Raw genomic sequence first — 22,996 nt, forward strand, 5'->3', positions numbered from 1 at the left:
CTCCTCCTCACGTTCATTGGCTTGCGTTCCCGACCGCGACGGCGGGCCAGCCGCCGCCCAGCGCCTTGTACAGAGTGACGGTATCGGACAGGATCTGCTGATGGTTGGCCAGGAGCGCCAGTTCCGCCGACAGCAGCGAGCGCTGGGTCTCGAACACTTCGAGCTGCGATACCACGCCTTCCTTCAGCTGCGCCTCGATCTGCGCCGACACCGTGCGCAGCTGGTCGACCTGCTGCTGCAGTTCCGTGCGCTGCTTCTTGTGCGCGTCGAGGTTGACCAGCGCATTCTCGACTTCCTCGAAGGCCGCCATCACCGTCTTGCGGTACTCTTCCTCCGCGACCCTGGTCTGCGCCTCGGTGGTCTTCACGCGCGCCTTCACGCTCGGGTCGAGCAGCGGGATGTTAATGCTGGGCAGCAGCCCGAAGGTGAACGACTTCAGCAGGTCGGTCAGCGCGAAACTCGAAGTGCCGCCGCGCCCGGTCAGGCTGATCGACGGCAGCTGAGCCAGCTTGGCTTCGCCGACCAGGTCGTAGGCCTGCAGCACGCGGAATTCGGCGGCGACGATGTCCGGCCGGCGTTTCAGCAATTCGGCGGGCAGCCCGCCCGGCACCACCGGCAGGCGGACCCGGTCGCGCAGATGCCCGGGCGGCACCTTGAACTCGCCCGCGGGCACGCCGAGCAGGGTCGCCAGGGCGTTGCCGGCGAGGTCGCGCGAGCGGCGCAGCTCCAGCAAATCGTTGGTCAGCCGGTTGATTTCGGCGCGCTGCTGCAGCACCCGGGTACCGGGAATCAGGCCGTTCTTCTCCATCGCCTCGTAGATGCCGAGGATTTGCCTGTTCTTGTCCAGCGCGCGCTGCTGCTGGTCCAGCTGCTCGTCGAGCTGCAGGATCTGGAAATAGGTGGTCGACACATTCGACACCAGCGTCAGGTAGCCGGCGCGCCAATCCGCCTCGGAAGCCTGGTAGGCGGCCTTCTGCGCCTGCACGCCCTTCTCCACCTTGCCCCAGATGTCGATGTCCCAGTTCACCTGGGTGCCGAGATTGAACTGCTTGTTGAATTTCTGACCGGTGCTCTTTTCGAAGCTCGCGCCCGCGCCCGCGGCAAGCGAAGGCAGCGCGCCGGCGCGCGCTTCGCCTATTTCCGCGCCCGCCAGCTGGATGCGGGCGGCGAGGATGCGCACGTCGATGTTGCCTGCGATCGCACGCTGCACCAGCGTGTCGAGATACGGGTCCTGGAATTCGCGCCACCAGTCCGGGGCGATCGTCTCGGCGGGCGACACCTGCGGCTGCTGCGACCAGCTGGTCTTGAGCGGCGTCTCGGGACGCTTGTAGTCCGGCATGCTGACATCGGCGCAGCCGCATAACAGGGTTGCGCAAACCGCTCCCGCGAGGGAACGCCGTACCGGTGAACGGGAGCGGACTGGGAGGGAATCGATGGACATTTGTGTGCAGTTTCCGTGGTTGGTGTCGCCCTGCTGCCGGGTTATGCGGCGGCCCAGACCCGGGCTTCGACGAAGACCCGGAACAGCCTCTGGTCGAGATGGCCGGCGCGGCACTCGGCGCCGATCAGGTCGAGCGCCTTTTCGACCGGCACCGCCTTCTTGTACGGCCGGTCGCCGGCGGTCAGCGCGTCATAGATGTCGCAGATCGTCAGGATCCGGGTCTGCATGCTGATCTGTGGGCCGCGCAGCCCCATCGGATAGCCGGAACCGTCGAGCTTTTCATGGTGGCCGTGCGCGATCGCCGGCACGCTGGCCAGGTCCCGGGTCCAGGGAATCAGGACCAGGAAGGAATACGAATCGGCGACATGGGATTCGATCTGCCGCCGCTCTTCCGCCGTCAGGCAGCCCTTGGGCAGGCTGAGCGCGGAGAATTCATGTTCGTGCAGCAGCGCCGCGTCGCATCCGTCGGCGTCGCAATACGCATAATCGAGGATCGCCTGCAGGTCGGGCAGCACGCCGCCGTGCGACACCGCCGGCTCGTTGGCCTGGCGGATGGTGCCGAGAAAGTGCGCGAGGCGGGAAAACTCTTCCTCCAGGAAGGCTTCGATCTTGCGCTTTTCACCGCGAAATGCGCCGATCGACAGGTCCTGCCGCGCGTGCAATTCCACCAGCGCGCGATACGCTTCCCGTTCCAGGCAGGCGCGCGCATGCTTGAAGCGCTCTTCGAGCATGCGCATTTCGTAATGGTGGAGCTTCTTTTCCTTGCGCAACACATGCTCGCGCACGCCGACCTTGCCGAAATCGTGCAGCAGCGCGGCATAGCGGATCTCGCGCAACTGTTCATGGCTGAAGCCGATCCGGCGCAGGTCGGGCGCGTCGTCCCGGTCCACCGCCTGGGCCAGGCCTTCCGCATAGCCGGCCACGCGGAAGGAATGGCCGGCGGTCGCCGGGTCGCGCTCTTCGATCGCCTGCACCGACGCCCGCACGAAGCCGTCGAGCAAGCGTTCGATGTCGGAATACAACTGGAAATTCTTCAATGCCACCGCCGCTTCGGCGCAGACGCCGGTCAGCATCTCGAGATCCTGCTCCTTGAATGCATACGGGTCCGATGACGCATCCACCTGGATCAGCCCGAGGCATTCGTTTTCGTGCACCAGCGGCACGCACATCACGCTGCGGATCGCCTGCGACACGATCGATTCCTGCGCGCCGAAATGGCGGTCCGACAAGGTGTCCACCGAAAGGATCGCCTGTTTCTTGTTGAATACCTCGTCGACGATCGTGCGCGACAGCCGCACCCGTTCAAGGTTCTCGACACTGCCGTCGCGCCGCCGCACCGCGAGCGGGCGCGGCTCGCCGCCGCCGCCGGCTTCGGTCAGCAGCACGAACGCGCGGTCGGCGAGCGGAAACAGCTCGAAGATGAACTTCATGATCTTTTCGATCAGCGTTTCCCGGTCGGTCACCGCGCCCAGCGCGATCCCGACCTGCGCCATCGCGTGCAGCTTCTGCACCGTCTGCTGCATGTCGCTCTGGCTCGCCTTCGGCAGCGGGTCCATGATGCGGGTCAGCTCGGAGGCGTCAACCATCTTGGTGATAATGGTCGGCATGTTGTCCCGCGCGGGAACCATCAGCGAATGGAACACCATCTGCGCCGACGAGATGGTGAGTTCGTCGCCATCCTTGAGCGCATGCCAGGCGCCCGGCTTGAGCTTGTTGCCGTCGACGAAAGTGCCGTTGAAGGAATGCAGGTCTTCCACGAAATAGCTGTCGCCGCGTCGGCGGATGCGCGCATGGCGCCGGCTGACCGTGTGTTCGGGAATGCAGAGGAATTTATCGGATGCAAGGGAGTCCTGCGGATCGCGACCGATGAGGACTTCATCATGAATCGGGAACACGGTGGGCCGGACGGCTTCGCCGCTGGTAACTTCAAGATAGGCGGTCACGGCGCCGAGCGCTCCGGCCGAGGTCGCTGCGTTTTCCATGTCATCTCCATGTGCCGGCTGCTGCTATCAGTATCGGCACCCGCACGGCAATCCGCCACCCCGGCAGCATGGATTCTTCGGATATGCCCGCGTCACTTGACGGTGATCGTGATCTTCCTGGAATAAATCGGCGGATTGTGCGGCACGTGCTTGTCGTCGCCCATCAGCAGTTGCAAGGTATGCCTTCCCGGTGGCAATTCCAGCATCGTTTCCGTCTCGCCGCCGCCGAAGTGCAGGTGCTGGCGGTCTGACGGTATTTCCTTATCCGCCGGCGGCAGGTCGGTGTCGATCAGCAAATGGTGGTGTCCGGTATTCGGAAGCTTGACGTCCTTCGGCGCCACGCCCATGTCGCGCAGGCCGAACCAGACGCGGAACGGCTTGCCGGCGGCAATCACCTCACCGTTGTTCGGCCAGCCGATGTACAGGTAGGCGTGCGGCGGCGCCGGCGTATCGCCGGCGAGCGCAACGCCGTAAAGCAGGAATGCCGCGACGGCAACGGATAACCGGCTCATGGTTGTTGCTCCTTCGTCCTTGCGTGAATGAAGCATGGCCATCCTCCTGGTCCATATTTCAGCGGACGGTGATCGAGATCTTTCTCGAGTGCACCGGAGGGTCGTGGGGCACGTGGTTGTGATCGCCGAGCAGCAGCTGCAGCGTGTGCTTTCCGGGCGGGAGTTCGATCCGCGCCTCGGTTTCTCCCGCGCCGAAATGCAAATGATTGCGGTCGGATGGAATTTCCTTGTCCATCGGCGGCAGATCGGTGTCGATCAGGACATGATGGTGCCCGGTGCCTTCGCGCTCGACGCCCTTCGGCGCGATGCCCATGTTGCGCAAGCCCATCCGCAGCCAGAACTTGCCGCCCTGGATGACCGCGCCATTCGTCGGCCAGATGATCGTGACTTCGGCATTCTTCGGGGCCGGGGTGCGTTGCGCGTGGACCGGCGCAGCCCCGAGACATGCCGCCGCTACGACGGAGACGGCGGTGAAATTGGCAAGTCGCGGCATCGAGGCGTCCTCCAGCAGAAAGTGCGGCGTCGAATCCGAGCGGCATTCCAGCTGCATTCAACCGTATGCTGCCGGCCGGCGCCCTGCCTCGCGGCCCGCTGCCGGAATCCTTCCGGCGCCGGAAAAGCGAGTGCTCTCATTTTCGGAGAAGTTGTACACCCTCGTTTGTGCTTTCGCAAATCGCTTCGACTATTGGAACAGATGATATGAAAGAAAAGCGGGTCGCCGCCATGCAAGCGCCGCGGCTAGGCGCGGTGATGCGGCCATGGCAAACATTCTCATCTTGAAGGTCTTGCTGTGTGGCGAAAACTCTTGATAGCGTGGGCCTGTACCGCTTTCGCATGGAGCGCGTCCGCGCGCGACACCTCGCCTGCGACCGCCGGCGTGACGCTGTCTTTTACCGCAGGCAAGGAATTGCACCGCGACAGCAATGCGCGGCAGGCACGCGGTCTTGCGCTTGTGATCGGCAACAGCAGCTACGCCGGCGCGCCGCTGCGGAACCCGGCAAATGATGCACAGGCAATGGCTTTTGCGCTGCGCCGCGCCGGGTTCGAGGTCATGCATTACGGGAACCTCGATCGTGCCGGGATGGAAGATGCGCTTGAGTCATTTCAGGCCCGGCTCGCCGGCGGCGGCACCGGCCTCTTCTATTTCGCCGGCCATGGGTTTCGGGTCGGCGACAAAACCGTGCTGGCGCCGCTGGACATCGACCTCGCCGCACCGGCCACGCTGCTGCGCAGGGGAATCGAGCTCGACAGCGTGCTGGAACGCATGTCACCCGCGCGACCGGGTGGCCACAATATCGTGCTGCTCGACACTTGCCTGAACAATCCCTTTGGCGGCGCCAGCGCCCCGCTGCCGCCGCAGCCGTCCGCGACCACAGTGCTCCATGCAACGACGCCCGGCGGTTTCGCTGCGGAGAATGGGAGCAACGGTGCATTCACCTCGGCGCTGCTTGCCGCATTGCAGGCAGCATCAGGAGATCCCGTACAAGCCTTGCTAGGTGCCGCACCCCGCAGCGGCACTCTCCAGCCACCCGTGCTTGCGGCGGCGGGCGCCGGCGGCAGCCGCGCGATCCTGCCCAAGGACAGCGCCGAGCAATACGAAATCACATTCTGGGAATCGATCAAGGACAGCAAGGACGTCGGCGACTACGAAGCCTATCTGCAGGCTTATCCGAAAGGCCGGTTTGCGGCGCTGGCGAAAAGCCGGATCGAGCGCCTGCGCGCCGCCGCGAAACCGGAGGCACCGGCGGAAGCCGCGAAGCCTGCGCCGCCGCCAAAGGTAAGCGCACCGGAAAAGCCGCGCGCGCCCAAACCGGCCCCGGAACAGGCGCGGCCGGCACCGAAGGAAAAAACCGAACCGCCGCCACCGGTTGCACGACCGGAACAACCGGCCCCGAAAGTGGCGCGCGGCGCGGAGGTAAAGGATTGCGAAGCCTGCCCGGTGCTGGTTTCCGTCACGCCCGGCGCGTTTACGATGGGCAGCAACAGCGGCGACCCGTCGGAAAAACCGGCGCACCAGGTCAGCATCGGCACGCCGTTTGCAATTGGCAAATATGAAGTCACCGTCGAACAATGGAATGCCTGCGTCGAAGGCGGCGGCTGTCCGCGCATCGCCTCGGCTGGCGCGCCGGGCACGCCGATACGCGACGTCAGCTGGGACGATGCGCAGCAGTATGTGAAGTGGCTCTCCAGCACCAGCGGCAAGCCCTACCGGCTTCCGACCGAGGCCGAATGGGAATATGCCGCGCGCGGCGGCACCACATCGCGCTTCTGGTGGGGCGAACAGATGAAGCCCGGCCATGCCAATTGCAAGGATTGCGGCGAACCCTGGAGCCAGGACGGCCCGGCCAAGGCCGGCTCGTTTGCGGCCAATCCGTACGGCCTGCACGATGTGAACGGCAGCGTCTGGGAATGGGTCGCGGACTGCTGGCACAATTCCTACAAGGGCGCGCCGTCCGACAGCCGCGCCTGGGATGCGGCAGGCTGCCGCGAGCGTGTGATCCGCGGCGGTTCCTGGCGCGACGGCAGCGGCTACATGCCCTCTTCGACGCGCTTCAAATATGGCGCCAGCGTGCGCCATTCGCAGAACGGCTTCCGCGTGGCGCGCGACCTGAAGTAGGCGCGCCGCGCATCCGGTGCAAGACCTCGACGTTCATTCCCGCGCAGGCGGGAAGCCGGCGAATGCCTGCGCCAGATCCACCTTTCTTCTCTTACGCCGTGCACGGACGATCTCGCGATGCGCGCGCAGCGTGTTTCACGCCACGCCTGCGGCAACCTATTTCTTTTCCTTCGTCGTGATCTGCAGGAAGTCCACCAGGATCTTTTCCTTGCCGTATTTCGCGGCGATCTGCTTGAGCTGCCGTTCCACCGCCTGCAGGTAATTCGCCGCCGTTTCATGCTCCGGCCGCAGTCCGTCGAACAGCGGCGCCGGCGTGATCAGCAGCACCGCGAGGTCGGTGCCGAACGGCGGCGCGACCACCCAGTTGCCCATGCTGCCGATGGTCGCCGAATAGTTCGGCGGCGCCTGGTTCGCTTTTGCGCGGGGACTGGGCAGCATGTGCAGCACGCTGCCGTCGAACGCATAGTAATCGACGTTGACGAAGGAATCGTAGGCCGGCGTGCTGACATCGAGGACCAGCGATTCGCCCTCCGCGAATTCGGCGCGCCCCTGCTTCGGCCGCAGCGTCGCGTTGCCGCCCGCCGTCTTGTTGCGGGCCCAGTATGGCGCGAGCATGTTCACGACTGCGCATTTCTCGTCGCTGATCTGCTGCACATCGAGGTTCACCGATTTTGCGCCGGGCAGGCTGGCGAGCGCTTCCTTCAGTTTCGCGGTGCCGTAGCTCGCCTGCAAGTAGCCGCGCACCTGTACCGCGCCGTCGCGCACCGCCGGCACCAAGGCGGAACAGGGAATGCCGGCAAGCGCGCGCGAGACCGCATCGAGCGTGAGGACCGGTGCAGGTGCAGGCGCAGGTGCAGGTGCCGGCGGCGGAGCGGTCCGGGCAGAAGGCGCTGCCGGCGCGGATGCCGCGGGCGCCGGCGCCGGCGGCGCTGGCGCGGCCGCTTTCGGCGGAGAGGTATCGGCGATCACCGCAGGCGGCGACGGCGGGAGTGCCGCCGGTTCACTCCGGTAATAATGCAATGCGAGGGCGACCAGCACGGCCGCCGCGAGACCTGCGCTGCCATATGCGGCGTAATGCATGCCGCGCCGCTCCCCGGTCATTTGCTGCAGGAATTGCGCAATGTTCGGCGTGCGGGATTCGCGCTCGAACGATAGCGCGCAGCGCAGCGCCCGCCATTGCCGGTGATTCAGGTGTTGCGGCCGCACCGGCTTCAGGCCGGCGTTGCGCGCCTGCGTGGCCGGCAGGCGGTCGAACGGATGGCGGCCGGTCAGCACTTCATAGGTGATGCAGGCCAGCGCATACATGTCGTCGCGCGGGTCGGTTTCACGGTTTTCCAGCATCTCCGGGCTGGCATATGCCGGGGTCATGGCACCCAGGCTGCCAGGGTCGAACACGGTCGCCTCCACCTCCTCCTCGGGCTTGTGGAAGACGCGGGCAATGCCGAAGTCGATGACTTTCACCTCGCCGGAGTCCGTGAGGAAGACATTGGCGGGCTTCAGGTCGCAATGCACGAAGCCGCGCTCATGCGCGTACGCGAGCGCATTGCCGACACCGCGCACGATGTGCATCGCCTCGTCATACGGCATGCCCTTGAATCCCGGCGCGCGCAGCACCCGGCTCAGGGGGCCGCCCTGCAGGTATTCCATCGTCAGGTACACCATCGGGCCGTCGCGGTCGAAGTCGTACACGCGCACGATGTTCGGATGCGCGAGCGCCTGCGCCTTCTTCGCTTCGCGCTGCAGCGCGATGAGGGACTTCGGATGCCCGCGGAACTGCACGTTCAGGACCTTGATCGCGATGTAGGGATTGCGGTCCGACGCTTCCAGCTTGCGCAGGTCCAGCGCGCGGTACACCGTTCCCATGCCGCCGAACCCCACGCATTCCTCCAGCACGAAGCGGTTGTTCAGCGTGTCGCCCACGCCCTTGATGCGCTCGAGTCCGTCGGTGGTCCCGGCGGGAGAGCCGGTGTCGACGGCTGACGGCGGCACGACGCGCCTGCCCGGCTGCGGCTGCATGCTCGGCCGCATGCTGGGATGGGTGTGCTGATGCATGCCGGGCTGCATGCCGGGCTGCATGCGGGTGGGATCCGATCCGAAGCTGCGCGTGGTGGCTTCCACCACGCGTTCGACGCGCCGCTGCAGCTCGGCATAGACTTCCGGCGGCAAATGCCCGCGGGTCTGCTCGTCATCGAGGATTTCGAGCAGCTGCGTCGGTTCGACCCGGTCAGCCGACAGCGCGCGGTCGACCTGCGCGAAAAACTCGTTGTGCGAGACGCCGCCGCGCTGATACATGCGGATGGCATTCGCAAGACTCGGCATTGGTGTCGCCATTCGATTCCCCAAGTCATCGTCCGCCTGCAGTGCTCCGGCGCTGCTGCGGCGATCCCGGGTTCAATACTGCTCGCCCTTCTCTTTGTCGTTTTAATATAGTACAAACCGTTACCTTGCGGCGGCGTGCGCGTTGCGTTACCGGCACTCCCTTGCACACAGAACATACGCGCCTGAAAGCAACATCGCCGCGGGCGGTGCTACCCGCGCGCGGCGATGCTCGAAACGGAAAACGGATTATTCGCCGAGCAGGCCCTGCTTCAATGAACGGTCCACCGGTTTCTCACCAAGCCAGATTTTCAGGAACGCGTTATAGAACGCAAGATCGGGCAGCACGTCGCCCACACGCTTGCCGTTGACCAGCACATGCATGCCGGACCCGGGGATCCAGTCGTTGGTGATGGTGTCGCCCTTGCCCAGTTTCGGAATGGACGCGAAAATCTCGCCCATCTTCACCGTCTGGTTCACGAATTTCGCCTTTTCCGCCTTGTCCGAATTGGCGTTCAGGCCATCCATGAAGGCTTGTCCGAGCTCTTCGCTGTTGACGTCGCGCAGCAGCACCATGTGCATGCGGCGCGCGCCGTTGAGCGCCAGGACTTCCGGAACGGTCTTCTTTTTCTCGGGCAGGTAGAGCCCGGCCGCGTACACCTTGAACACCGCCCAGCTGCGCACGCCGGCGCCGTTCAGTTTCAGGTCCTGATTCGCGACCTTCACATTGTCGTCGAGCCTGACACCGCCGACTTCCGCCGCCTGCGCGCCGATGCAGATGCCAAGCGCAAGGCCCGCGAGGGTCGCGAACCGCCTGATTGTGTTGCCTACTTTCATGGTATCTCCAGATGCATTAAAACAAGAATCGGTTTAGAACTCTTCCCAGCCGTCGCCGGCATTCAGCACCGGGGCGGACGGGGCCGCCGCAGCCTTGCGCGGCGGCTTCGGGCGCGGCGCGGCAACCGGTGCGCGTGCAGCGGCCGGCGCCGCGGCGACGAGCGCCAGGCCGGCCTCTTCTGCGGGTGCGCGGCGCGGGGCGCCGGCGCCGTCGATCTTGAACACGCTGACCAGATCGGCCAGCGTCGCCGCCTGCTTCTGCATCGATTCCGCGGACGCCGCCGCCTCCTCCACCAGCGCGGCGTTCTGCTGCGTCACGCCGTCCATCTGGACGATCATGTGGTTGAGTTCCTCGATGCTGCTGCTCTGTTCCTGGTTGGCTTGCGTGATCTCGTGCATGATGCCCGTCACCCGCTTGACGCTGGCGACCACTTCATTCATGGTGCTGCCGGCCTGATCGACCAGCTTCGCGCCGGCATCCACCTTGTCCACCGAGTCGCTGATAAGGGCCTTGATTTCCTTGGCGGCCGACGCCGAGCGCTGCGCCAGGTTGCGCACCTCCGCCGCCACCACCGCAAAGCCGCGGCCCTGCTCGCCCGCGCGCGCCGCTTCCACCGCGGCGTTCAGCGCCAGGATATTGGTCTGGAATGCGATGCCGTCGATCACGCCGATGATGTCGACGATCTTGCGCGACGACTCATTGATCGAGCCCATGGTCTGCACCACCTGCGACACCACCGCGCCGCCCTTTTCCGCGATCTGCGAGGCGGCCGCTGCGAGCTGGTTGGCCTCGCGCGCATTGTCCGCGTTCTGACGCACCGTCTGCGTCAGCTGGCCCATCGATGAAGCGGTTTCCTGCAGCGCGCCCGCCTGCTCCTGCGTGTGTTGCGACAGGTCCATGTTGCCCATCGCAATCTCACGCGAGGCCGAAGCGATGTTATCGGTGCCGTTGCGCACCTCGCCCACGATCTTGCGCAGGCTCTCGTTCATGTGCTGCAACGCATTCATCAGCTCGCCGGTTTCGTCGTGCGTCTTGATCTTGATTTCGCTGGTCAGGTCGCCCGCCGCCACCCGCTTGGCAATCCCTACCGCTTCATTCAGCGGCCGCGTGATCCGCCTCGTGGTCAGGAAGCCGACCAGGATGCTGAGCGCGCCGGCGCCCAGCGCCAGTGCGAGGATCAGCATGCCGGTCTGCCGGGCGATCGCGTTCGACTCCGCGCCGGCCGTTTCCATTTCGGCGTTCTGGTGCTTGATGAAGGCGTCCAGCTGTTCGAAGTACTTGCCCTGCAGCGGCCGCACCGAGAACATCAGCTTGATCATCGCCTCGTCCTTCCTGTCCTCGTTGATGAGCGCAACGAACTTGGCCTGGGCCGGCAGGAACTTGTCGCGCAGCTCGACGATCGCCTTGACCTGTTCACGGCCCGTGTCGTCGGTGAGGACGGCGTTGAGCGTGGTGATGGACGCGTCCACGCTGCGGTTGCGCTCATCGATGTTGGCCAGCTCTTTCTTGATCTGCTCGGGATCCGACATGATCAGCACGTTGAGCATGCTGCGGATGCTTTCGTCGACGTCGGACTTGATTTTGTTGGCGAGAATGGTCTTCGGATAGCGATCCTTCACCATCAGGTCGACCTCGCCGGTCAGGCTGCCAATGCGCACATAGGCCAGCGCCGCCAGCAGCATCAGCAGCGCGGTCACGACGCCGAAACCAAGGGCCAGTCGCTGGCCGATACGTAAGCGGTTCAGATTCATCTGCTGTGTCCTTTTTATATGTCCGCCGCGTTATCCGGCAATCCTTGTCTCCTTCAGGACTATCCGGCACCCCAATGTTGCATCAGGGCAAGACGAAAGGATGATAGCGTGATCAGGAAAAACTTTCTCGGCGCAAATTAGAATTTGCGCTCTAGCAAATTGGCAACTTTTGTTGCGGTTCGTCAGGCGAGCGCGGCTGGCGCGAGCCATAAGATGTTCCCGTGCCCGCCGCTGCGGGCGAAGAAAACGCGTGGCCGCCTTGGCATTCGGCGGCCGCTGACTATACTGTACATATATACAGCGAGAGATTGATCATGCACGCTGAAGTGTCAGAACTTGCGGTAGCCGAACGTCGTCTGCGCGAAGAGATAGACGCGATCGTGAAACGACGCACAACGGCAGAAATGCGCCTGAGCTGGCGCCTGATGTTCGAGATCGAGGATGAAGCGGTCACGCGGCTGGAGCATGAAGGACTCGACATGCGCTACATCAACCTGATGGTGTCGCCATCCGCGCAGCGCCCGGTGTTGGACGCTGCCTGCCTCGCACGGGCGGACGTGTATCCGACGTACACCGCGCTGCGCATGATCCAGCAAGCCTATCATCACAGCGAACACTGAGCCGGCTGACCGGGTCACACTCCATGTGTGCAACCGGACATCAGCGATCCGCTCTCCATGAACCCGACCATCTGCAATGCGATCACCGGAAGGCGCGTTCTCGAACTGCGCTACCACGGCTATTCGCGCATCGTCGAGCCGCACATCTACGGAACCGATCGACACGGCGACGAGGTGCTGCGCTGCTACCAGCTTGCCGGCGGCAGCGAGAGCGGCGAACGCGCCGGATGGAAAATGCTCAAGGTTCGCGATGCACAGGTGGTGCACCTGACCGAGACGCAATTCCTGGTCCGCCCGGAATACCGGCGCGACGACAAGGTGGTCAGGAATGTGTTCTGCCAGGCTTGAGGCGCGCCAAGGCGCCGGAACTTCGATAACCGCGGCCGTTCACATCAGCAGCGCATTTGCCGATCGAGGTCTGCCTTGCCTGCCAGCCGCTCCCCCTCGCCGCCCTGCATCGTCCGCCCCTCCCCCGTCCATGGCAACGGCGTCTTCGCCCGCCGCCGGATTGCCGCCGGCGAATGCATCATCGAATACAAGGGGGAACGCATCGACTGGGATGAAGCGCTGCGGCGGGCCGGAACCCGGGAGGGGCCGCTCAACCATACCTATCTCTTCAGCCTCGCCGATGGCCGCGTGATCGACGGCGGCGCGCGCGGCAACGATGCGCGCTTCATCAATCACTCCTGCGAGCCCAACTGCGAACCCCTGGAGCATGAAGACGGGCGCGTTTTCATCTATGCATTGCGCGACATCGTGCGCGGCGAGGAATTGAACTATTACTACGCGCTGATCTATGACGGCCGCCATACCGCCGCGGTCAAGCGCGCCTTCGCCTGCCATTGTGGCGCGCCAAGCTGCAGCGGCGTGATGCTCGCGCCGAAACGCCGCAAGTCCTCGTCGTAATCACATCGCACTGGCGCCGCACTGTCGCCGCCAGCCGGACACCGGCCCCGGATCTGTTGGCTGCAGCCCGTCATCCCGCACGCCGCAAGGTTTGCCCGCGCTTCCGCCCCGCCTGCTCCAGGCCAAAACTTTCCCTTTCGTTTCAATGACTTGCTGCGTAGCGCAGCGACCTGCGCGGCGACTGGCACAGTCCCTGCTGTATGTCTGGCGAGCGCAACGAAATGCTCGCCATCCAACCCAACCAACCACCAGGAGAATTACCATGACCAAGCTGATGATCAAAGACCTCGCCGTCGCCGCCGACCTCGACCGCGCCGCCATGTCCGCCGTACGCGGCGGCACCTCGAAGGGCTACGGGTACTGCGCCCCGTCCTTCTGCCTGCCGCAGGTAAGCGTGAAGGGCTACGCGCCGCAGGCAGCCCCCGAGCTGAACTTCAACGCCTCGCAAATGATCGGCCAGAGCCAGAACGTGATGAACAACAACGGCAACAACGTTGCGTTCGCAAGCGGCATCCATTCGACCGTGAACCCGACGCAGACGGCCAACAACAGCATCAGCTTCTGAGCCGCCCATTCTTTTTGATTGATTGACTTGCCCGATTCCAGGAGACCCAGCATGACCACACTGACCATCAAAGACCTCGCCCTCGCCACCGAACTCGGCGGCGCCGAAATGTCCGCCGTCCGCGGCGGCACCAAGAGCCTGCCGTCCTATTCGTACTGCCCGCCGGTGTACGGCTGGCCCGGATCCAGCGCGCCCGCCGGCAAGCTGTCGGTCGACGCATCGCAGATGATCGGCCAGAGCCAGTGCGTGGAGAACAACAACGGCAACAACGTCGCGTTCGCCAATTGCATCAGCTCGACGGTGAACCCGACCCAGTCGGCCAACAACAGCATCCGTTTCTAAGCAAACGCCCTGCGGGGAGGAGGCCCTGTCCTCCTCCCGGCCTTGAAGGAGAACACACATGTCAAACCTCACCATCCATGACCTGCCGCGCAGCAAAGAGCTCGACAGCAAGGCGATGACCGAAGTCCGCGGCGGCAATTCCTGGCTTGCCGGCCTCGGTCCTGTCGCCAACGTCAATGTCGGCGTCAACCAGAACATTGCGCAACTTCAGAACATCGAAGTCAATGCGCTCAACAATGTCGGTGTCATCGGCGCCGGATTCGGTCCGCTCAAGCTGGACATCAATCCGTCGCAGTGGGCGTACGCGCAAGCGGCGTTCTGATCCCGGCCGGAGCGCCCCCGAAGCCTCCGCCCGTTAGCAGCCTGCACCGCGTCGCCCGCCGTGCGGGCTGCACCCATCCGCACTTCACATTCTCAGGAGGATCAAGCCATGGCTACCATCGTGATCAAGGACTTGTCCGACAACGTGGAACTCGACCGCGAGGCGATGAAGGCAGTCGTCGGCGGCGCACGCACGCGCGGCCGCCAGACCTTCCCGGCGCGCACCATCCTGCGCAGCGACCGCATCGTGAACTACCCGCGTGGATTCGCCGGCAACATGCCGCCGGAAGAAACCGGCACCCGGCTGACCGCCAGGACGGCGAAATAAGCCGCCGGATGCGCCGCGCAGGCGCATCCGTTCAATGCGTCACTGGATGACGCCGCAGGCCACGCGTGCCCCGCCGCCTCCCAACGGCGCCGGCTGGTCCGCATGGTTGTCTCCGCCCGCATGGATCATCAGCGAGCGCCCTTTCACATCCGACATTTTCAGGCGCGGCGCGAGCACCGGATTGTTCGCATTGCCGGACGCATCGACGAACAGTGCCGGCAGGTCGCCGAGATGGCCGTCACCCCATGGCGCGCCATGACGCTTGCTGCCGGCCGGATCATAATGCCCGCCCGCGGCCAGCGCCGGCACCATCTTGCCGCCCTGCTCCTTTGGATCGCAGCTCGGGTTTTCATGCACGTGGAAGCCGTGCACGCCCTGCGTGAGGCCGGATAGCGCAGGCGCAAACACCACGCCATACTGCGTTTCCCGGATCGTGACCTTGCCCAGCGAGGCGCCGGCGCCGGATTCGCTCGCCGCCTTCATCTCGACCGTCATTTCTCCCTGTCCGCCTTGCGCCAGCACTGCTGTGCAAAGGGGCAACGACATCGCTGCCACAAACGTCCTGATGTGCAATCGCATGATCTCTTCCTTCTTTGCAGGTGGTTGATGCGGGTGGGCGGCCGATGGCTCCAGGCTTCTGCCCGGCGTCCCGTGCAATGACTGTATCAGCGGGTACTTTCTGTTACTTGATGAAAGTCAGTCCACCGCCGCGCACGGCCGTCGGCGCTCCGTCCCGCGCCCTGGTGTCGCATGCCTTCATACACCGGGCCGAAAACTGTTGGCGGCGCACCGTCATCCTCCGCGGCGCCGGGGCCGTCAATGATGCCTGGCGAAGTGACAAATATTCTTACATTTGCCTTTGTTTTCAGAGACTTAGCTCCACATGACTGCGTCTGGAGCGGCACTGGCACAGTCCCTGCAGTATGTCATCCGAGCGCAACGAAATGCTCAATTTAACCCACCAACCTTTAGGAGATTTTCCATGACCACCCTGACTGTCAAAGACCTCGCCACCGCCGCCGACCTCGATGCTTCCGCCATGTCCGCCGTGCGCGGCGGCTGCACCAGCAAGCCGTCCTATTCCTGGTGCGGCCCGGCCTACACCGCGCCGTCCTACTGCCCGCCTGTCTATGGCGCACCCGCCGCCGGCAAGCTGTCGGTCGACGCCTCGCAGATGATCGGCCAGAGCCAGAACGTGGTGAACAACAACGGCAACAACGTTGCGTTCGCCAGCGGCATCAGCTCGACCGTGAACCCGACGCAATCGGCCAACAACAGCATCGGCTTCTGAGCCTGACCCAACCCATTTTTAATCGACTCACTTATCCCATTCCAGGAGACCCAACCATGACCACACTGACCATCAAAGACCTCGCCGTCGCCACCGATCTCGACGCTTCCGCCATGACTGCCGTACGCGGCGGCACCAGCTACAAGGGCACGCTGCCCGGCTGGATGAGCTCGCTCGGATTCGGCGAAGCAAAATTCGATGTCTCGCAGATGATCGGCCAGAGTCAGAACGTCGTGAACAACAACGGCAACAACGTTGCCTTTGCCAGCGGCATCACCTCGACCGTGAACCCGACGCAATCGGCTCACAACAACATCCGCTTCTGATCCGGAACGCGTTTTCAAATTTTCGACTGACACTTTTACTTCAAAGAGAGCAACCATGACTACCCTCATCATCCAAGACCTCGCCATCGCCGCCGACCTCGACGCTTCCGGCATGGCCTCCATTCGCGGCGGCACGTCCTTCAAGGGCACGGTCCCGGGCTGGATGCCCACCTTCGGCGGCTACGGCTACGGCAACGCCACCGTCACTGCTTCGCAGCAGATCGGCCAGAGCCAGGACGTGATGAACAACAACGGCAACAACGCAGCCTTCGTGTGCGGCATCACCTCGACCGTGAACCCGACGCAGACCGCCAACAACAACATCAGCTTCTAACAACGCGACCCGGTGGAGGCCGCAGCGCCTCCACCCCCACCATCCAAAGGAGAACTTTCATGTCGAACATCACCATCCGCGATTTGTCCCGCAGCGACGACCTCGATTCCCGTGCCATGGCAAAAGTACGCGGCGGCAATTCCTGGCTCGCCGGCCTCGGCCCGGTCGCCAACGTCAACGTCGGCGTCAACCAGAACATCACGCAGATCCAGGACATCAAGGTCAATGCCTTGAACAACGTCGGCGTGATCGGGGCCGGGTTCGGACCGCTGGCGCTGAACATCAATCCCAGCCAGTGGGCGACCGCGCACGCCGCATTCTGATCTCGCACCGCAAAGGAGAACGCAGGGTCTCCTTTGCCGCGCGACATCCGACTGGCATGCCGCTTGCAACGCAAGGAACAAGCGCGGCCCGGCCGCTTTCACCGCACAACGAAACGGAGACACAACATGGCATCCATCACCATCAAGGACCTGCGCACCGATCGCATCCTCGACCACGAGGCAATGTCGGCCATCCGCGGCGGCGGCGGCGCCGGCTGGGTGTACGGATGGATCCGGCCGCACTCGACGCCGTCCTTCGGCGCCGCCAGCGTGATCAACTTTTACCAGGTCAACAACTACGCCGACCAGATGATCAACCAGATCCAGGTGGTCGACATCAACAACAGTGCGGCCAATGCCAACATCAATGTCGCCCTCGCGGAGAACAGCAACAACGCGAAGCATTAGACGTACAACAATCCCGCTGCGTGCGAAGGGTCATATCGGATGGCACAGGTTCTATACTCATCGCAGCGAGCACAGTACGACATCAGCCCGGGCCAGGAGGTGACCGTGACGCACACCACGCCATTCAGTTGGACGTCGTCCTCCATTTCCCATGTCGGACTGGTCCGCAGGATCAATGAAGACTCCTGCCTTGACCGGCCTGAACGCGGCATCTGGGCGGTGGCCGACGGCATGGGCGGCCATACCCTGGGCGATGTCGCCAGCGGCGCCGTTGTCGATGCGCTCGACCGGCTTGCCCCGCCCGACAATCTCGACTCATTCATTGCTGACGCGCGCGCCTGCCTGCAGGCGGTCAACCACCGGCTGCGCGAGGAAGCGATCAAGCGCAGTGCGCAGATCATCGGCAGCACCGCCGTGGTACTGCTTGCCTGCGGACGCCGCTGCGCCTACCTGTGGGCCGGCGACAGCCGGATCTACCTGTGCCGCAACGGCCACCTGATGCAGCTCAGCCGCGACCACAGCCAGGTGGAAGAACTGCTCGCGTTCGGCGGCCTGAGCGCCGAGGCGGCGATCCACCATCCAGCGCGCAACCTGATCACCCGCGCCGTCGGCGCGGCTGACGCGCTGGACGTCGACAGCGAAGCGATCGAAGTCGCCGACGGCGACGTTTTCCTGCTGTGCAGCGACGGCATCAGCAATGAAGTGAGCGAGCAGGAAATCCGCGGCGCGCTGGTGACCGGCGATTGCCGACAGGCAGCATCGGAACTGGTCGACATCGCGCTCGCCCGCGGCGGACGCGACAACATCTCCGCGGTTGTCGCCCGCGCCGACGACCTTAACAGCAACGACAAGACAGTGCTCAATCCCGCCCTCTGACAGCATGTCCGGAAAGTGGACGAATCGCGATGCAGATCAACGACTGTGCCACCTGCAGGACGATGATGTCCGGTGCGGCGCAGCCCCGCCGGCAAGACGCCCGCAGCCGGTGTTGGCGACGGGCCGACTGCGCGCCCGGAGACACTATGGAAGTGTTGGATGCAAGCCGACGGGTTCAGCGGGCCGGCCGGGCCAAAGGTGACAGCCGCGGCACGCGCACAGGGCGCAACCGATGTTTTCCTGCGTGTTCCGTCGCCCGGCGCGGGGATTTTCATCCTGCTTCATCGCCCTGCCCGTCGCATTCAGCACAGGCGTGCAGCTGGCACCAAAGGTGCTTGTACAGCCTGCAGCAGCCGCCCGCGGGCGGCATCGGAGCACACGCCTGGCACGACTGTCCAGCTCGAAAGATTCGGTAGATTTTCATGACGAACGAATTCAATCAAAAGACCACATTGCGCACGCGCCGCACGCCGTTCAAGCCGTCCGCGGCGGACAGCGACGCGGACCACGGCGCCAACGTGCTGCCGGTCGGCACCCACCTCGGCGAATTCGAAATTCTGGACCTGATCGGTGAAGGCGGCTTCGGCATTGTCTATCTTGCCTACGACCACTCTCTGGAGCGCCAGGTCGCGCTGAAGGAATACATGCCATCTGGCCTGGCCAAACGCACCACCAAACTCGCGGTGACGGTGCGCTCCGAGCACAATGCCGAGACGTTCACCGCCGGCCTGAAGAGCTTCATCAATGAAGCGCGGATGCTGGCGCAATTCGATTCGCCATCGCTGGTCAAGGTCCACCGTTTCTGGGAAGGCAACGGCACCGCCTACATGGTGATGCCTTTCTATGACGGCATCACCCTGAAACAGGCGCTCAAGCAGCGCCGCGTGACGCCGAGCGAATCCTGGATCCGCATCCTGCTGGCGGACCTGATCGATGCGATCGAAATCATTCACGAGGGGCATTGCCTGCACCGCGACATCGCGCCCGACAATATCCTGCTGCTCAAGGACGGACGGCCGCTGCTGCTCGACTTCGGTGCCGCGCGGCGGGTGATCGGCGACCTCACGCAATGCCTGACCGCGATCCTCAAGCCCGGCTATGCGCCGATCGAACAGTATGCCGACATCGCCGGCCTGCGCCAGGGACCGTGGACCGACATCTATGCACTGGCCGCCGTCGTCTATTACCTGGTCGCCGGCAAGGCCCCGCCGCCGGCGGTCGCGCGCATGGTGCACGACGAACTGGTGCCGGCGCGGGAAGTCGGCAAGGGCCGCTACAGCAGCGGCTTCCTCGCGGTGCTCGACAAGGCGCTCGCGGTAAAGCCCGAGCAGCGCTACCGGTCGATCGCGGAACTGCGCAATGCGCTTGACATCATGGATACCGCGCCGCGCACGCTGCCGCAGGCGGACGGCGGCTGGGCCACGACCGTACTGCGCACCGCCCATCCTGCGCGCCGCCAGCCGCCGCCGGCGCTGAGCCAGCCGGATCCGATGGCCGACATGAAGACGCGCATGGCGCCCGCCGCCGCCGGCCGTGCGGCGCCGAAACCGCAGCGCGCCACGCAGCAGCCCCCGCGTCCCGCCGCACAGGCGCCGAAGCGGCGGCGCGAATGGCCGCTGCTCGCGGTCCTGCTCGCCGCCGGTGTTGCCTCGGGGGTCTACCTCGGCATCAACCGCACACTGCTCGATGTGCCGCTGCCATGGATGGCAGGCACCGACCGCGGCGTCACCTATGAATCGTCCGGCGCGAGCGAGGTGCCGGAACAGGACGCGGAACGCCCGCCGCCGGAACCGGCACCATCGGCGGCACTGCCTGCGCCACCGGTGACACCGCCGCCGGCGCCGCAGGCGAGCCTGCCGCCCCCGGCACCATCCAGCGCCGCGCCGTCGCCGCCACCTGCCGTCACCGAACCGCCGGCGCGGGAAGCGGCACCACCGGTACAGGAAGCGGCACCACCGGCACAGGAAGCGGCACCACCGGCACAGAAAGCGGAACCGGCGGCACAGGAAGCGGAACCGCCGCCGCCCGTCGCAAAGGCAGCGCCGGCTGAACCTCCGGCCGCTCGGGCGCCGGAAACACCCGGGAATGCCGCCCGGCCCGGCACGCCGGCGCCTCCGGCGACGGCCGCTGCAGCGACCGCGCGCTCGCGCGAGGACGCCCTGTGGCGGCAGGCCGGCAATTCCGACAAGGCGGGCGGCTACGAAAAATATCTGCGCGAGTTCCCGCGCGGCCGTTATGCAGAAATCGCACGCCTGCGGCTGGAAAGCATCCGTCAGCCGAAGCCGCCGGCTTCGCCGGAAGAGGCGCGCTGGACCGAAGCGACCGCCCAAAACAGCGTGTCCGGTTATGAAGGCTATCTGCGACGCTACCCGAAAGGCCGTTATGCGGCGCTGGCGCGGGATCGCCTGGAGAGCCTGCGCCCTCCCGCGCTGCGGGCTGAGCGCCCCCAGCCGGAGGTCCCTGCGCTGCCGGCACCTGCAGCTTCCGTGCCGCCGGCAGCGAAATCCGACACACCCGCGGCGGTGCCGGCCGCGGCCGCAGCAGCTGCATCCACTGCATCCGCTGCACCGGCTGCACCCGCGGTGCAGGATGCGCTCCCGAAGCAGGCCGGCATCAAGCCGCCGGAGCCGGCCGTCCCTGCGGAATCGAAGCGGCCTCCCGAGCAGAGCACGCCGCCGCCGGCGCTGGAAGCGTCGCCTGCCCAGGTACCTGTCCCGTCGCCCGCACCGGCATCATCCGGCAAGCGGACAATCGTGCTGGCTGACCAGACAATGTCCGGCAACTTCACCACCGATCCGAAAACCGGGAGCGTTTCCGGCACCGGCAAGATTGTCTGGAACAACGGCAACCAGTTCGAAGGCACCCTGGTGCGCGGCAGCAAGGAGGGCCGGGGCAAGTTCATCTGGGCCAACGGCCAGCGCTACAGCGGCGACTGGGCGAACGACGCACCGAACGGGCACGGCATCATCGTCTTCGCCGACGGCAGCCGCTACGAGGGCGATGTGCGCAATGGCGTTCCGCACGGGCAAGGCAGCACGCGGTTCAAGAGCGGCGACGTCTATGAAGGCAGCTGGGTGCGCGGTAAGAGCCAGGGCCAGGGCCGTTATACCTGGGCCAACGGCAGCTTCTGGGAAGGCGAGTTCAGGGACGACAGGCGCACCGAAAACGGCAGGATGGTGTTTGCCGAAGGCGTGAAGGCGGGCCCGGCCGGCACTAATGCGGCAGCTCCGGGCGGCCGGGAAGCGAGCGGCCGCTGACGCAGATGGTTTCCTGCCCTAGTGTTTGTGAGACGGGGCCTGATTGCTCAGATACTCCATCTGAACCCACTCTGCCACGGTGCCGTTCGGGATGCCGTTCTTCGCATTGCACTCGTTATAGCCGGCCTTAACGAGGCTGCTGCGCCCATTGACGCACTTCGCGTCATATTGCTCGGTGATCCGTCCAAAGCCGGATTTCACTTCAAGCACTTCCAGCTTGCTCCCTTCACGTAGAGAGCCAAGAACACCGCAAGCCGAGGACGCGCATGTGTAGCGCACGGACTGAATTTCGACCCAGTAGGTTTCGGCCGCGGTGGCCGCCTGCATCACCGACAGCAGGAGCACCGGGGCGATGCATCGTTTCAGGACGGTAGTCTTCATTGTCTCCCCTTTGTTATTTGGTCGCGGCGCTGTCCGCGACGGTTGATAATTCTTGTATCCAGGCAGGATAGTGAAATCATGCGGCACTCCGAGCGACCGGGAAGCGAGCGGCCGCTAATGCAGATGGCTTGCTGCCCTAGTGCTTGTGAGACGTGGATGACGTTTTTTGCTTGCTCAGCTCTACCTTCCGAACCCACTCCGCCAAGGTGCCGTCCGGGATGCCGTTCTTCGCATTGCACTGGTTGTTGCTGTCCTCAACGAGAGCTGTGCGTCCGTTGACGCACTTCGCGTCATATTGCTCGGTGATCCGCGCCCAGCCGGATTTCAGTTCAAGCACTTCCACCTTGTCCCCTTCACGCAGGAGGCCGACACTGCCGCACTCCAGAGATGGGCACGTGTAGCGTTGGGTAACCGGGACTGCGACCCAGTAGGTTTCGGCGGCGGCAGCAGCCTGCATCACCGACAGCAGGAGCACCGGGGCGATGCATCGTTTCAGGACGGTAGTCTTCATTGTCTCCCTTTTGTTATTTGGTCGCGGCGCTGTCCGCGACGGTTGATAATTCTTGCACCCGGGCAGGATAGTGAAATCATGCGTCAGCTTCCGGCGGCCGGGAATCAAGCGGCCGCTGACGGAGATGGCTTCCTGCCCTACTGCTGGTGAGACGTGGATGACGTTTTTTGCTTGCTCAGCTCTACCCTCCGAACCCACTCTGCCAGGGTGCCGTTCGGGATCCCGTTCTTCGCATTGCACTGGTCGTTGCCGTGCTTAACGAGGCTGCTGCGTCCGTTGACGCATTTCGCGTCATATTGCTGAGTGATCCGCGCCATCTCGGATTTCAGTTCAAGCACTTCCACCTTGTCCCCTAAACGCAAGTTGCCAACAATGCCGCATTCCACCGACGCGCACGTATAGCGGGAGGAAACCTCGGCTGCGACCCAGTAGGTTTCGGCCGCGGTGGCCGCCTGCATCACCGACAGCAGGAGCACCGGCGCGATGCATCGTTTCAGGACGGTAGTCTTCATTGTCTCCCCTCAGTTATTTAGTCGCGGCGCTGTCCGCGACGGTTGATAAATCTTGCACCCGGGCAGGATAGTGAAATTCAGGCAGGAAGAAAAATGCGGGGTTTTTATGGTGCCATGCAAAACTTGCATGAGCAGCTGCACGCGTGAATGTGATATACGCGCGAACGGTGGCAGACGGATCGGAGTCCCGCCGTTTCCGGGCCCGCCGGACGTACACGATGCGATCGGGTACGCCGTC

General features: G+C 64.5%; 26 protein-coding genes. 15 read left to right on the forward strand and 11 right to left on the reverse strand.

All coding sequences use genetic code 11. The annotated features are described in order from the left end of the window. Positions 1–13 precede the first annotated feature (13 nt). The 4 genes from VEC01_RS12550 to VEC01_RS12565 form a co-directional block, all read right to left on the reverse strand. Positions 14–1,441, reverse strand: a complete 1,428-nt coding sequence (locus tag VEC01_RS12550) for an efflux transporter outer membrane subunit (protein WP_324901223.1) — start codon at positions 1,439–1,441, stop codon at positions 14–16. Positions 1,442–1,482: 41 nt separating this feature from the next. Continuing rightward, a complete protein-coding gene (locus VEC01_RS12555) occupies positions 1,483–3,423 on the reverse strand; it encodes an HD domain-containing phosphohydrolase (protein WP_324901224.1) in 1,941 nt (646 codons plus the stop codon). Between the two features lie 92 nt (positions 3,424–3,515). Further along, positions 3,516–3,935 (reverse strand): DUF4399 domain-containing protein, encoded by a 420-nt coding sequence (locus VEC01_RS12560; RefSeq protein ID WP_324901225.1) that lies wholly within the window; start codon positions 3,933–3,935, stop codon positions 3,516–3,518. A gap of 58 nt (positions 3,936–3,993) precedes the next feature. Then, entirely contained in the window at positions 3,994–4,428 is a 435-nt protein-coding gene (locus VEC01_RS12565; RefSeq protein ID WP_324901256.1) for a DUF4399 domain-containing protein, read from the reverse strand. Positions 4,429–4,740: 312 nt separating this feature from the next. Here VEC01_RS12565 and VEC01_RS12570 point away from each other — a divergent pair, with 312 nt between their 5' ends. Continuing rightward, a complete protein-coding gene (locus VEC01_RS12570; protein WP_324901227.1) occupies positions 4,741–6,552 on the forward strand; it encodes an SUMF1/EgtB/PvdO family nonheme iron enzyme in 1,812 nt (603 codons plus the stop codon). Positions 6,553–6,708: 156 nt separating this feature from the next. Here the strand turns inward: VEC01_RS12570 and VEC01_RS12575 are convergent, their stop codons facing one another. From VEC01_RS12575 to VEC01_RS12585, 3 genes are all read right to left on the reverse strand, one after another. After that, entirely contained in the window at positions 6,709–8,871 is a 2,163-nt protein-coding gene (locus VEC01_RS12575) for a serine/threonine protein kinase (RefSeq protein ID WP_324901257.1), read from the reverse strand. A gap of 246 nt (positions 8,872–9,117) precedes the next feature. Continuing rightward, positions 9,118–9,705, reverse strand: coding sequence for a chalcone isomerase family protein (locus VEC01_RS12580; RefSeq protein WP_324901228.1), 588 nt, complete (start codon positions 9,703–9,705; stop codon positions 9,118–9,120). A gap of 33 nt (positions 9,706–9,738) precedes the next feature. Beyond that, complete coding sequence (locus VEC01_RS12585) at positions 9,739–11,457, reverse strand: methyl-accepting chemotaxis protein (RefSeq protein ID WP_324901229.1); 1,719 nt, start codon at positions 11,455–11,457, stop codon at positions 9,739–9,741. 380 nt (positions 11,458–11,837) lie between these two features. Between VEC01_RS12585 and VEC01_RS12590 the strand changes: the two genes are divergently transcribed. The 7 genes from VEC01_RS12590 (at position 11,838) to VEC01_RS12620 (ending at position 14,539) form a co-directional block, all read left to right on the forward strand. After that, entirely contained in the window at positions 11,838–12,077 is a 240-nt protein-coding gene (locus VEC01_RS12590; RefSeq protein ID WP_324901230.1) for a hypothetical protein, read from the forward strand. A 57-nt stretch (positions 12,078–12,134) separates the two neighbouring features. Next, entirely contained in the window at positions 12,135–12,425 is a 291-nt protein-coding gene (locus VEC01_RS12595; protein ID WP_324901231.1) for a hypothetical protein, read from the forward strand. A 75-nt stretch (positions 12,426–12,500) separates the two neighbouring features. Next, on the forward strand, positions 12,501–12,983 hold the full coding sequence (locus VEC01_RS12600; RefSeq protein ID WP_324901232.1) for an SET domain-containing protein: 483 nt from the start codon (positions 12,501–12,503) through the stop codon (positions 12,981–12,983). 262 nt (positions 12,984–13,245) lie between these two features. Beyond that, positions 13,246–13,548, forward strand: a complete 303-nt coding sequence (locus VEC01_RS12605) for a hypothetical protein (protein WP_324901233.1) — start codon at positions 13,246–13,248, stop codon at positions 13,546–13,548. Between the two features lie 51 nt (positions 13,549–13,599). Beyond that, positions 13,600–13,890, forward strand: a complete 291-nt coding sequence (locus tag VEC01_RS12610) for a hypothetical protein (protein WP_324901234.1) — start codon at positions 13,600–13,602, stop codon at positions 13,888–13,890. Between the two features lie 58 nt (positions 13,891–13,948). Then, entirely contained in the window at positions 13,949–14,212 is a 264-nt protein-coding gene (locus VEC01_RS12615) for a hypothetical protein (RefSeq protein WP_324901235.1), read from the forward strand. A gap of 108 nt (positions 14,213–14,320) precedes the next feature. Next, positions 14,321–14,539, forward strand: coding sequence for a hypothetical protein (locus VEC01_RS12620; protein ID WP_324901236.1), 219 nt, complete (start codon positions 14,321–14,323; stop codon positions 14,537–14,539). Between the two features lie 39 nt (positions 14,540–14,578). Here the strand turns inward: VEC01_RS12620 and sodC are convergent, their stop codons facing one another. Then, positions 14,579–15,118 (reverse strand): superoxide dismutase [Cu-Zn] SodC, encoded by a 540-nt coding sequence (sodC, locus tag VEC01_RS12625; protein ID WP_414691448.1) that lies wholly within the window; start codon positions 15,116–15,118, stop codon positions 14,579–14,581. Between the two features lie 403 nt (positions 15,119–15,521). Between sodC and VEC01_RS12630 the strand changes: the two genes are divergently transcribed. The 7 genes from VEC01_RS12630 (at position 15,522) to VEC01_RS12660 (ending at position 21,354) form a co-directional block, all read left to right on the forward strand. Further along, positions 15,522–15,830: a hypothetical protein gene (locus tag VEC01_RS12630; protein WP_324901237.1), complete on the forward strand. Its 309-nt coding sequence runs from the start codon at positions 15,522–15,524 to the stop codon at positions 15,828–15,830. Between the two features lie 56 nt (positions 15,831–15,886). Then, complete coding sequence (locus VEC01_RS12635) at positions 15,887–16,156, forward strand: hypothetical protein (RefSeq protein WP_324901238.1); 270 nt, start codon at positions 15,887–15,889, stop codon at positions 16,154–16,156. 55 nt (positions 16,157–16,211) lie between these two features. Beyond that, positions 16,212–16,490 carry a hypothetical protein gene (locus VEC01_RS12640; protein WP_324901239.1) on the forward strand — a complete coding sequence of 93 codons (279 nt, stop codon included), beginning with the start codon at positions 16,212–16,214 and terminating at the stop codon, positions 16,488–16,490. 59 nt (positions 16,491–16,549) lie between these two features. Further along, positions 16,550–16,813 (forward strand): hypothetical protein, encoded by a 264-nt coding sequence (locus tag VEC01_RS12645; protein ID WP_324901240.1) that lies wholly within the window; start codon positions 16,550–16,552, stop codon positions 16,811–16,813. Positions 16,814–16,939: 126 nt separating this feature from the next. Beyond that, a complete protein-coding gene (locus VEC01_RS12650; protein ID WP_324901241.1) occupies positions 16,940–17,221 on the forward strand; it encodes a hypothetical protein in 282 nt (93 codons plus the stop codon). Between the two features lie 105 nt (positions 17,222–17,326). After that, positions 17,327–18,097: a PP2C family protein-serine/threonine phosphatase gene (locus VEC01_RS12655; protein ID WP_324901259.1), complete on the forward strand. Its 771-nt coding sequence runs from the start codon at positions 17,327–17,329 to the stop codon at positions 18,095–18,097. A gap of 422 nt (positions 18,098–18,519) precedes the next feature. After that, complete coding sequence (locus VEC01_RS12660; protein ID WP_324901242.1) at positions 18,520–21,354, forward strand: protein kinase domain-containing protein; 2,835 nt, start codon at positions 18,520–18,522, stop codon at positions 21,352–21,354. Positions 21,355–21,372: 18 nt separating this feature from the next. Here VEC01_RS12660 and VEC01_RS12665 read toward each other — a convergent pair whose 3' ends face one another. The 3 genes from VEC01_RS12665 to VEC01_RS12675 all read right to left on the reverse strand — a co-directional run bounded on the left by VEC01_RS12665 (position 21,373) and on the right by VEC01_RS12675 (position 22,758). Next, positions 21,373–21,735 (reverse strand): hypothetical protein, encoded by a 363-nt coding sequence (locus VEC01_RS12665; RefSeq protein WP_324901243.1) that lies wholly within the window; start codon positions 21,733–21,735, stop codon positions 21,373–21,375. A 136-nt stretch (positions 21,736–21,871) separates the two neighbouring features. Next, positions 21,872–22,246, reverse strand: a complete 375-nt coding sequence (locus VEC01_RS12670; RefSeq protein WP_324901244.1) for a hypothetical protein — start codon at positions 22,244–22,246, stop codon at positions 21,872–21,874. A 137-nt stretch (positions 22,247–22,383) separates the two neighbouring features. Beyond that, on the reverse strand, positions 22,384–22,758 hold the full coding sequence (locus VEC01_RS12675) for a hypothetical protein (RefSeq protein WP_324901245.1): 375 nt from the start codon (positions 22,756–22,758) through the stop codon (positions 22,384–22,386). Positions 22,759–22,996 lie beyond the last annotated feature (238 nt).

The organism is Noviherbaspirillum sp. (assembly GCF_035627455.1).
In the GTDB taxonomy this organism is placed as follows: domain Bacteria; phylum Pseudomonadota; class Gammaproteobacteria; order Burkholderiales; family Burkholderiaceae_D; genus Noviherbaspirillum.

Bases quoted from the DNA above. Each gene is read 5' to 3' on its own strand.
- VEC01_RS12550 (WP_324901223.1), bottom strand. From the start codon at position 1,441: ATGTCCATCGATTCCCTCCCAGTCCGCTCCCGTTCACCGGTACGGCGT.
- sodC (WP_414691448.1), bottom strand. From the start codon at position 15,118: ATGCGATTGCACATCAGGACGTTTGTGGCAGCGATGTCGTTGCCCCTT.
- VEC01_RS12640 (WP_324901239.1), top strand. From the start codon at position 16,212: ATGACTACCCTCATCATCCAAGACCTCGCCATCGCCGCCGACCTCGAC.
- VEC01_RS12585 (WP_324901229.1), bottom strand. From the start codon at position 11,457: ATGAATCTGAACCGCTTACGTATCGGCCAGCGACTGGCCCTTGGTTTC.
- VEC01_RS12675 (WP_324901245.1), bottom strand. From the start codon at position 22,758: ATGAAGACTACCGTCCTGAAACGATGCATCGCGCCGGTGCTCCTGCTG.
- VEC01_RS12650 (WP_324901241.1), top strand. From the start codon at position 16,940: ATGGCATCCATCACCATCAAGGACCTGCGCACCGATCGCATCCTCGAC.
- VEC01_RS12665 (WP_324901243.1), bottom strand. From the start codon at position 21,735: ATGAAGACTACCGTCCTGAAACGATGCATCGCCCCGGTGCTCCTGCTG.
- VEC01_RS12660 (WP_324901242.1), top strand. From the start codon at position 18,520: ATGACGAACGAATTCAATCAAAAGACCACATTGCGCACGCGCCGCACG.
- VEC01_RS12555 (WP_324901224.1), bottom strand. From the start codon at position 3,423: ATGGAAAACGCAGCGACCTCGGCCGGAGCGCTCGGCGCCGTGACCGCC.
- VEC01_RS12615 (WP_324901235.1), top strand. From the start codon at position 13,949: ATGTCAAACCTCACCATCCATGACCTGCCGCGCAGCAAAGAGCTCGAC.
- VEC01_RS12560 (WP_324901225.1), bottom strand. From the start codon at position 3,935: ATGAGCCGGTTATCCGTTGCCGTCGCGGCATTCCTGCTTTACGGCGTT.
- VEC01_RS12620 (WP_324901236.1), top strand. From the start codon at position 14,321: ATGGCTACCATCGTGATCAAGGACTTGTCCGACAACGTGGAACTCGAC.
- VEC01_RS12580 (WP_324901228.1), bottom strand. From the start codon at position 9,705: ATGAAAGTAGGCAACACAATCAGGCGGTTCGCGACCCTCGCGGGCCTT.
- VEC01_RS12635 (WP_324901238.1), top strand. From the start codon at position 15,887: ATGACCACACTGACCATCAAAGACCTCGCCGTCGCCACCGATCTCGAC.
- VEC01_RS12565 (WP_324901256.1), bottom strand. From the start codon at position 4,428: ATGCCGCGACTTGCCAATTTCACCGCCGTCTCCGTCGTAGCGGCGGCA.
- VEC01_RS12670 (WP_324901244.1), bottom strand. From the start codon at position 22,246: ATGAAGACTACCGTCCTGAAACGATGCATCGCCCCGGTGCTCCTGCTG.
- VEC01_RS12610 (WP_324901234.1), top strand. From the start codon at position 13,600: ATGACCACACTGACCATCAAAGACCTCGCCCTCGCCACCGAACTCGGC.
- VEC01_RS12630 (WP_324901237.1), top strand. From the start codon at position 15,522: ATGACCACCCTGACTGTCAAAGACCTCGCCACCGCCGCCGACCTCGAT.
- VEC01_RS12595 (WP_324901231.1), top strand. From the start codon at position 12,135: ATGAACCCGACCATCTGCAATGCGATCACCGGAAGGCGCGTTCTCGAA.
- VEC01_RS12605 (WP_324901233.1), top strand. From the start codon at position 13,246: ATGACCAAGCTGATGATCAAAGACCTCGCCGTCGCCGCCGACCTCGAC.
- VEC01_RS12575 (WP_324901257.1), bottom strand. From the start codon at position 8,871: ATGCCGAGTCTTGCGAATGCCATCCGCATGTATCAGCGCGGCGGCGTC.
- VEC01_RS12645 (WP_324901240.1), top strand. From the start codon at position 16,550: ATGTCGAACATCACCATCCGCGATTTGTCCCGCAGCGACGACCTCGAT.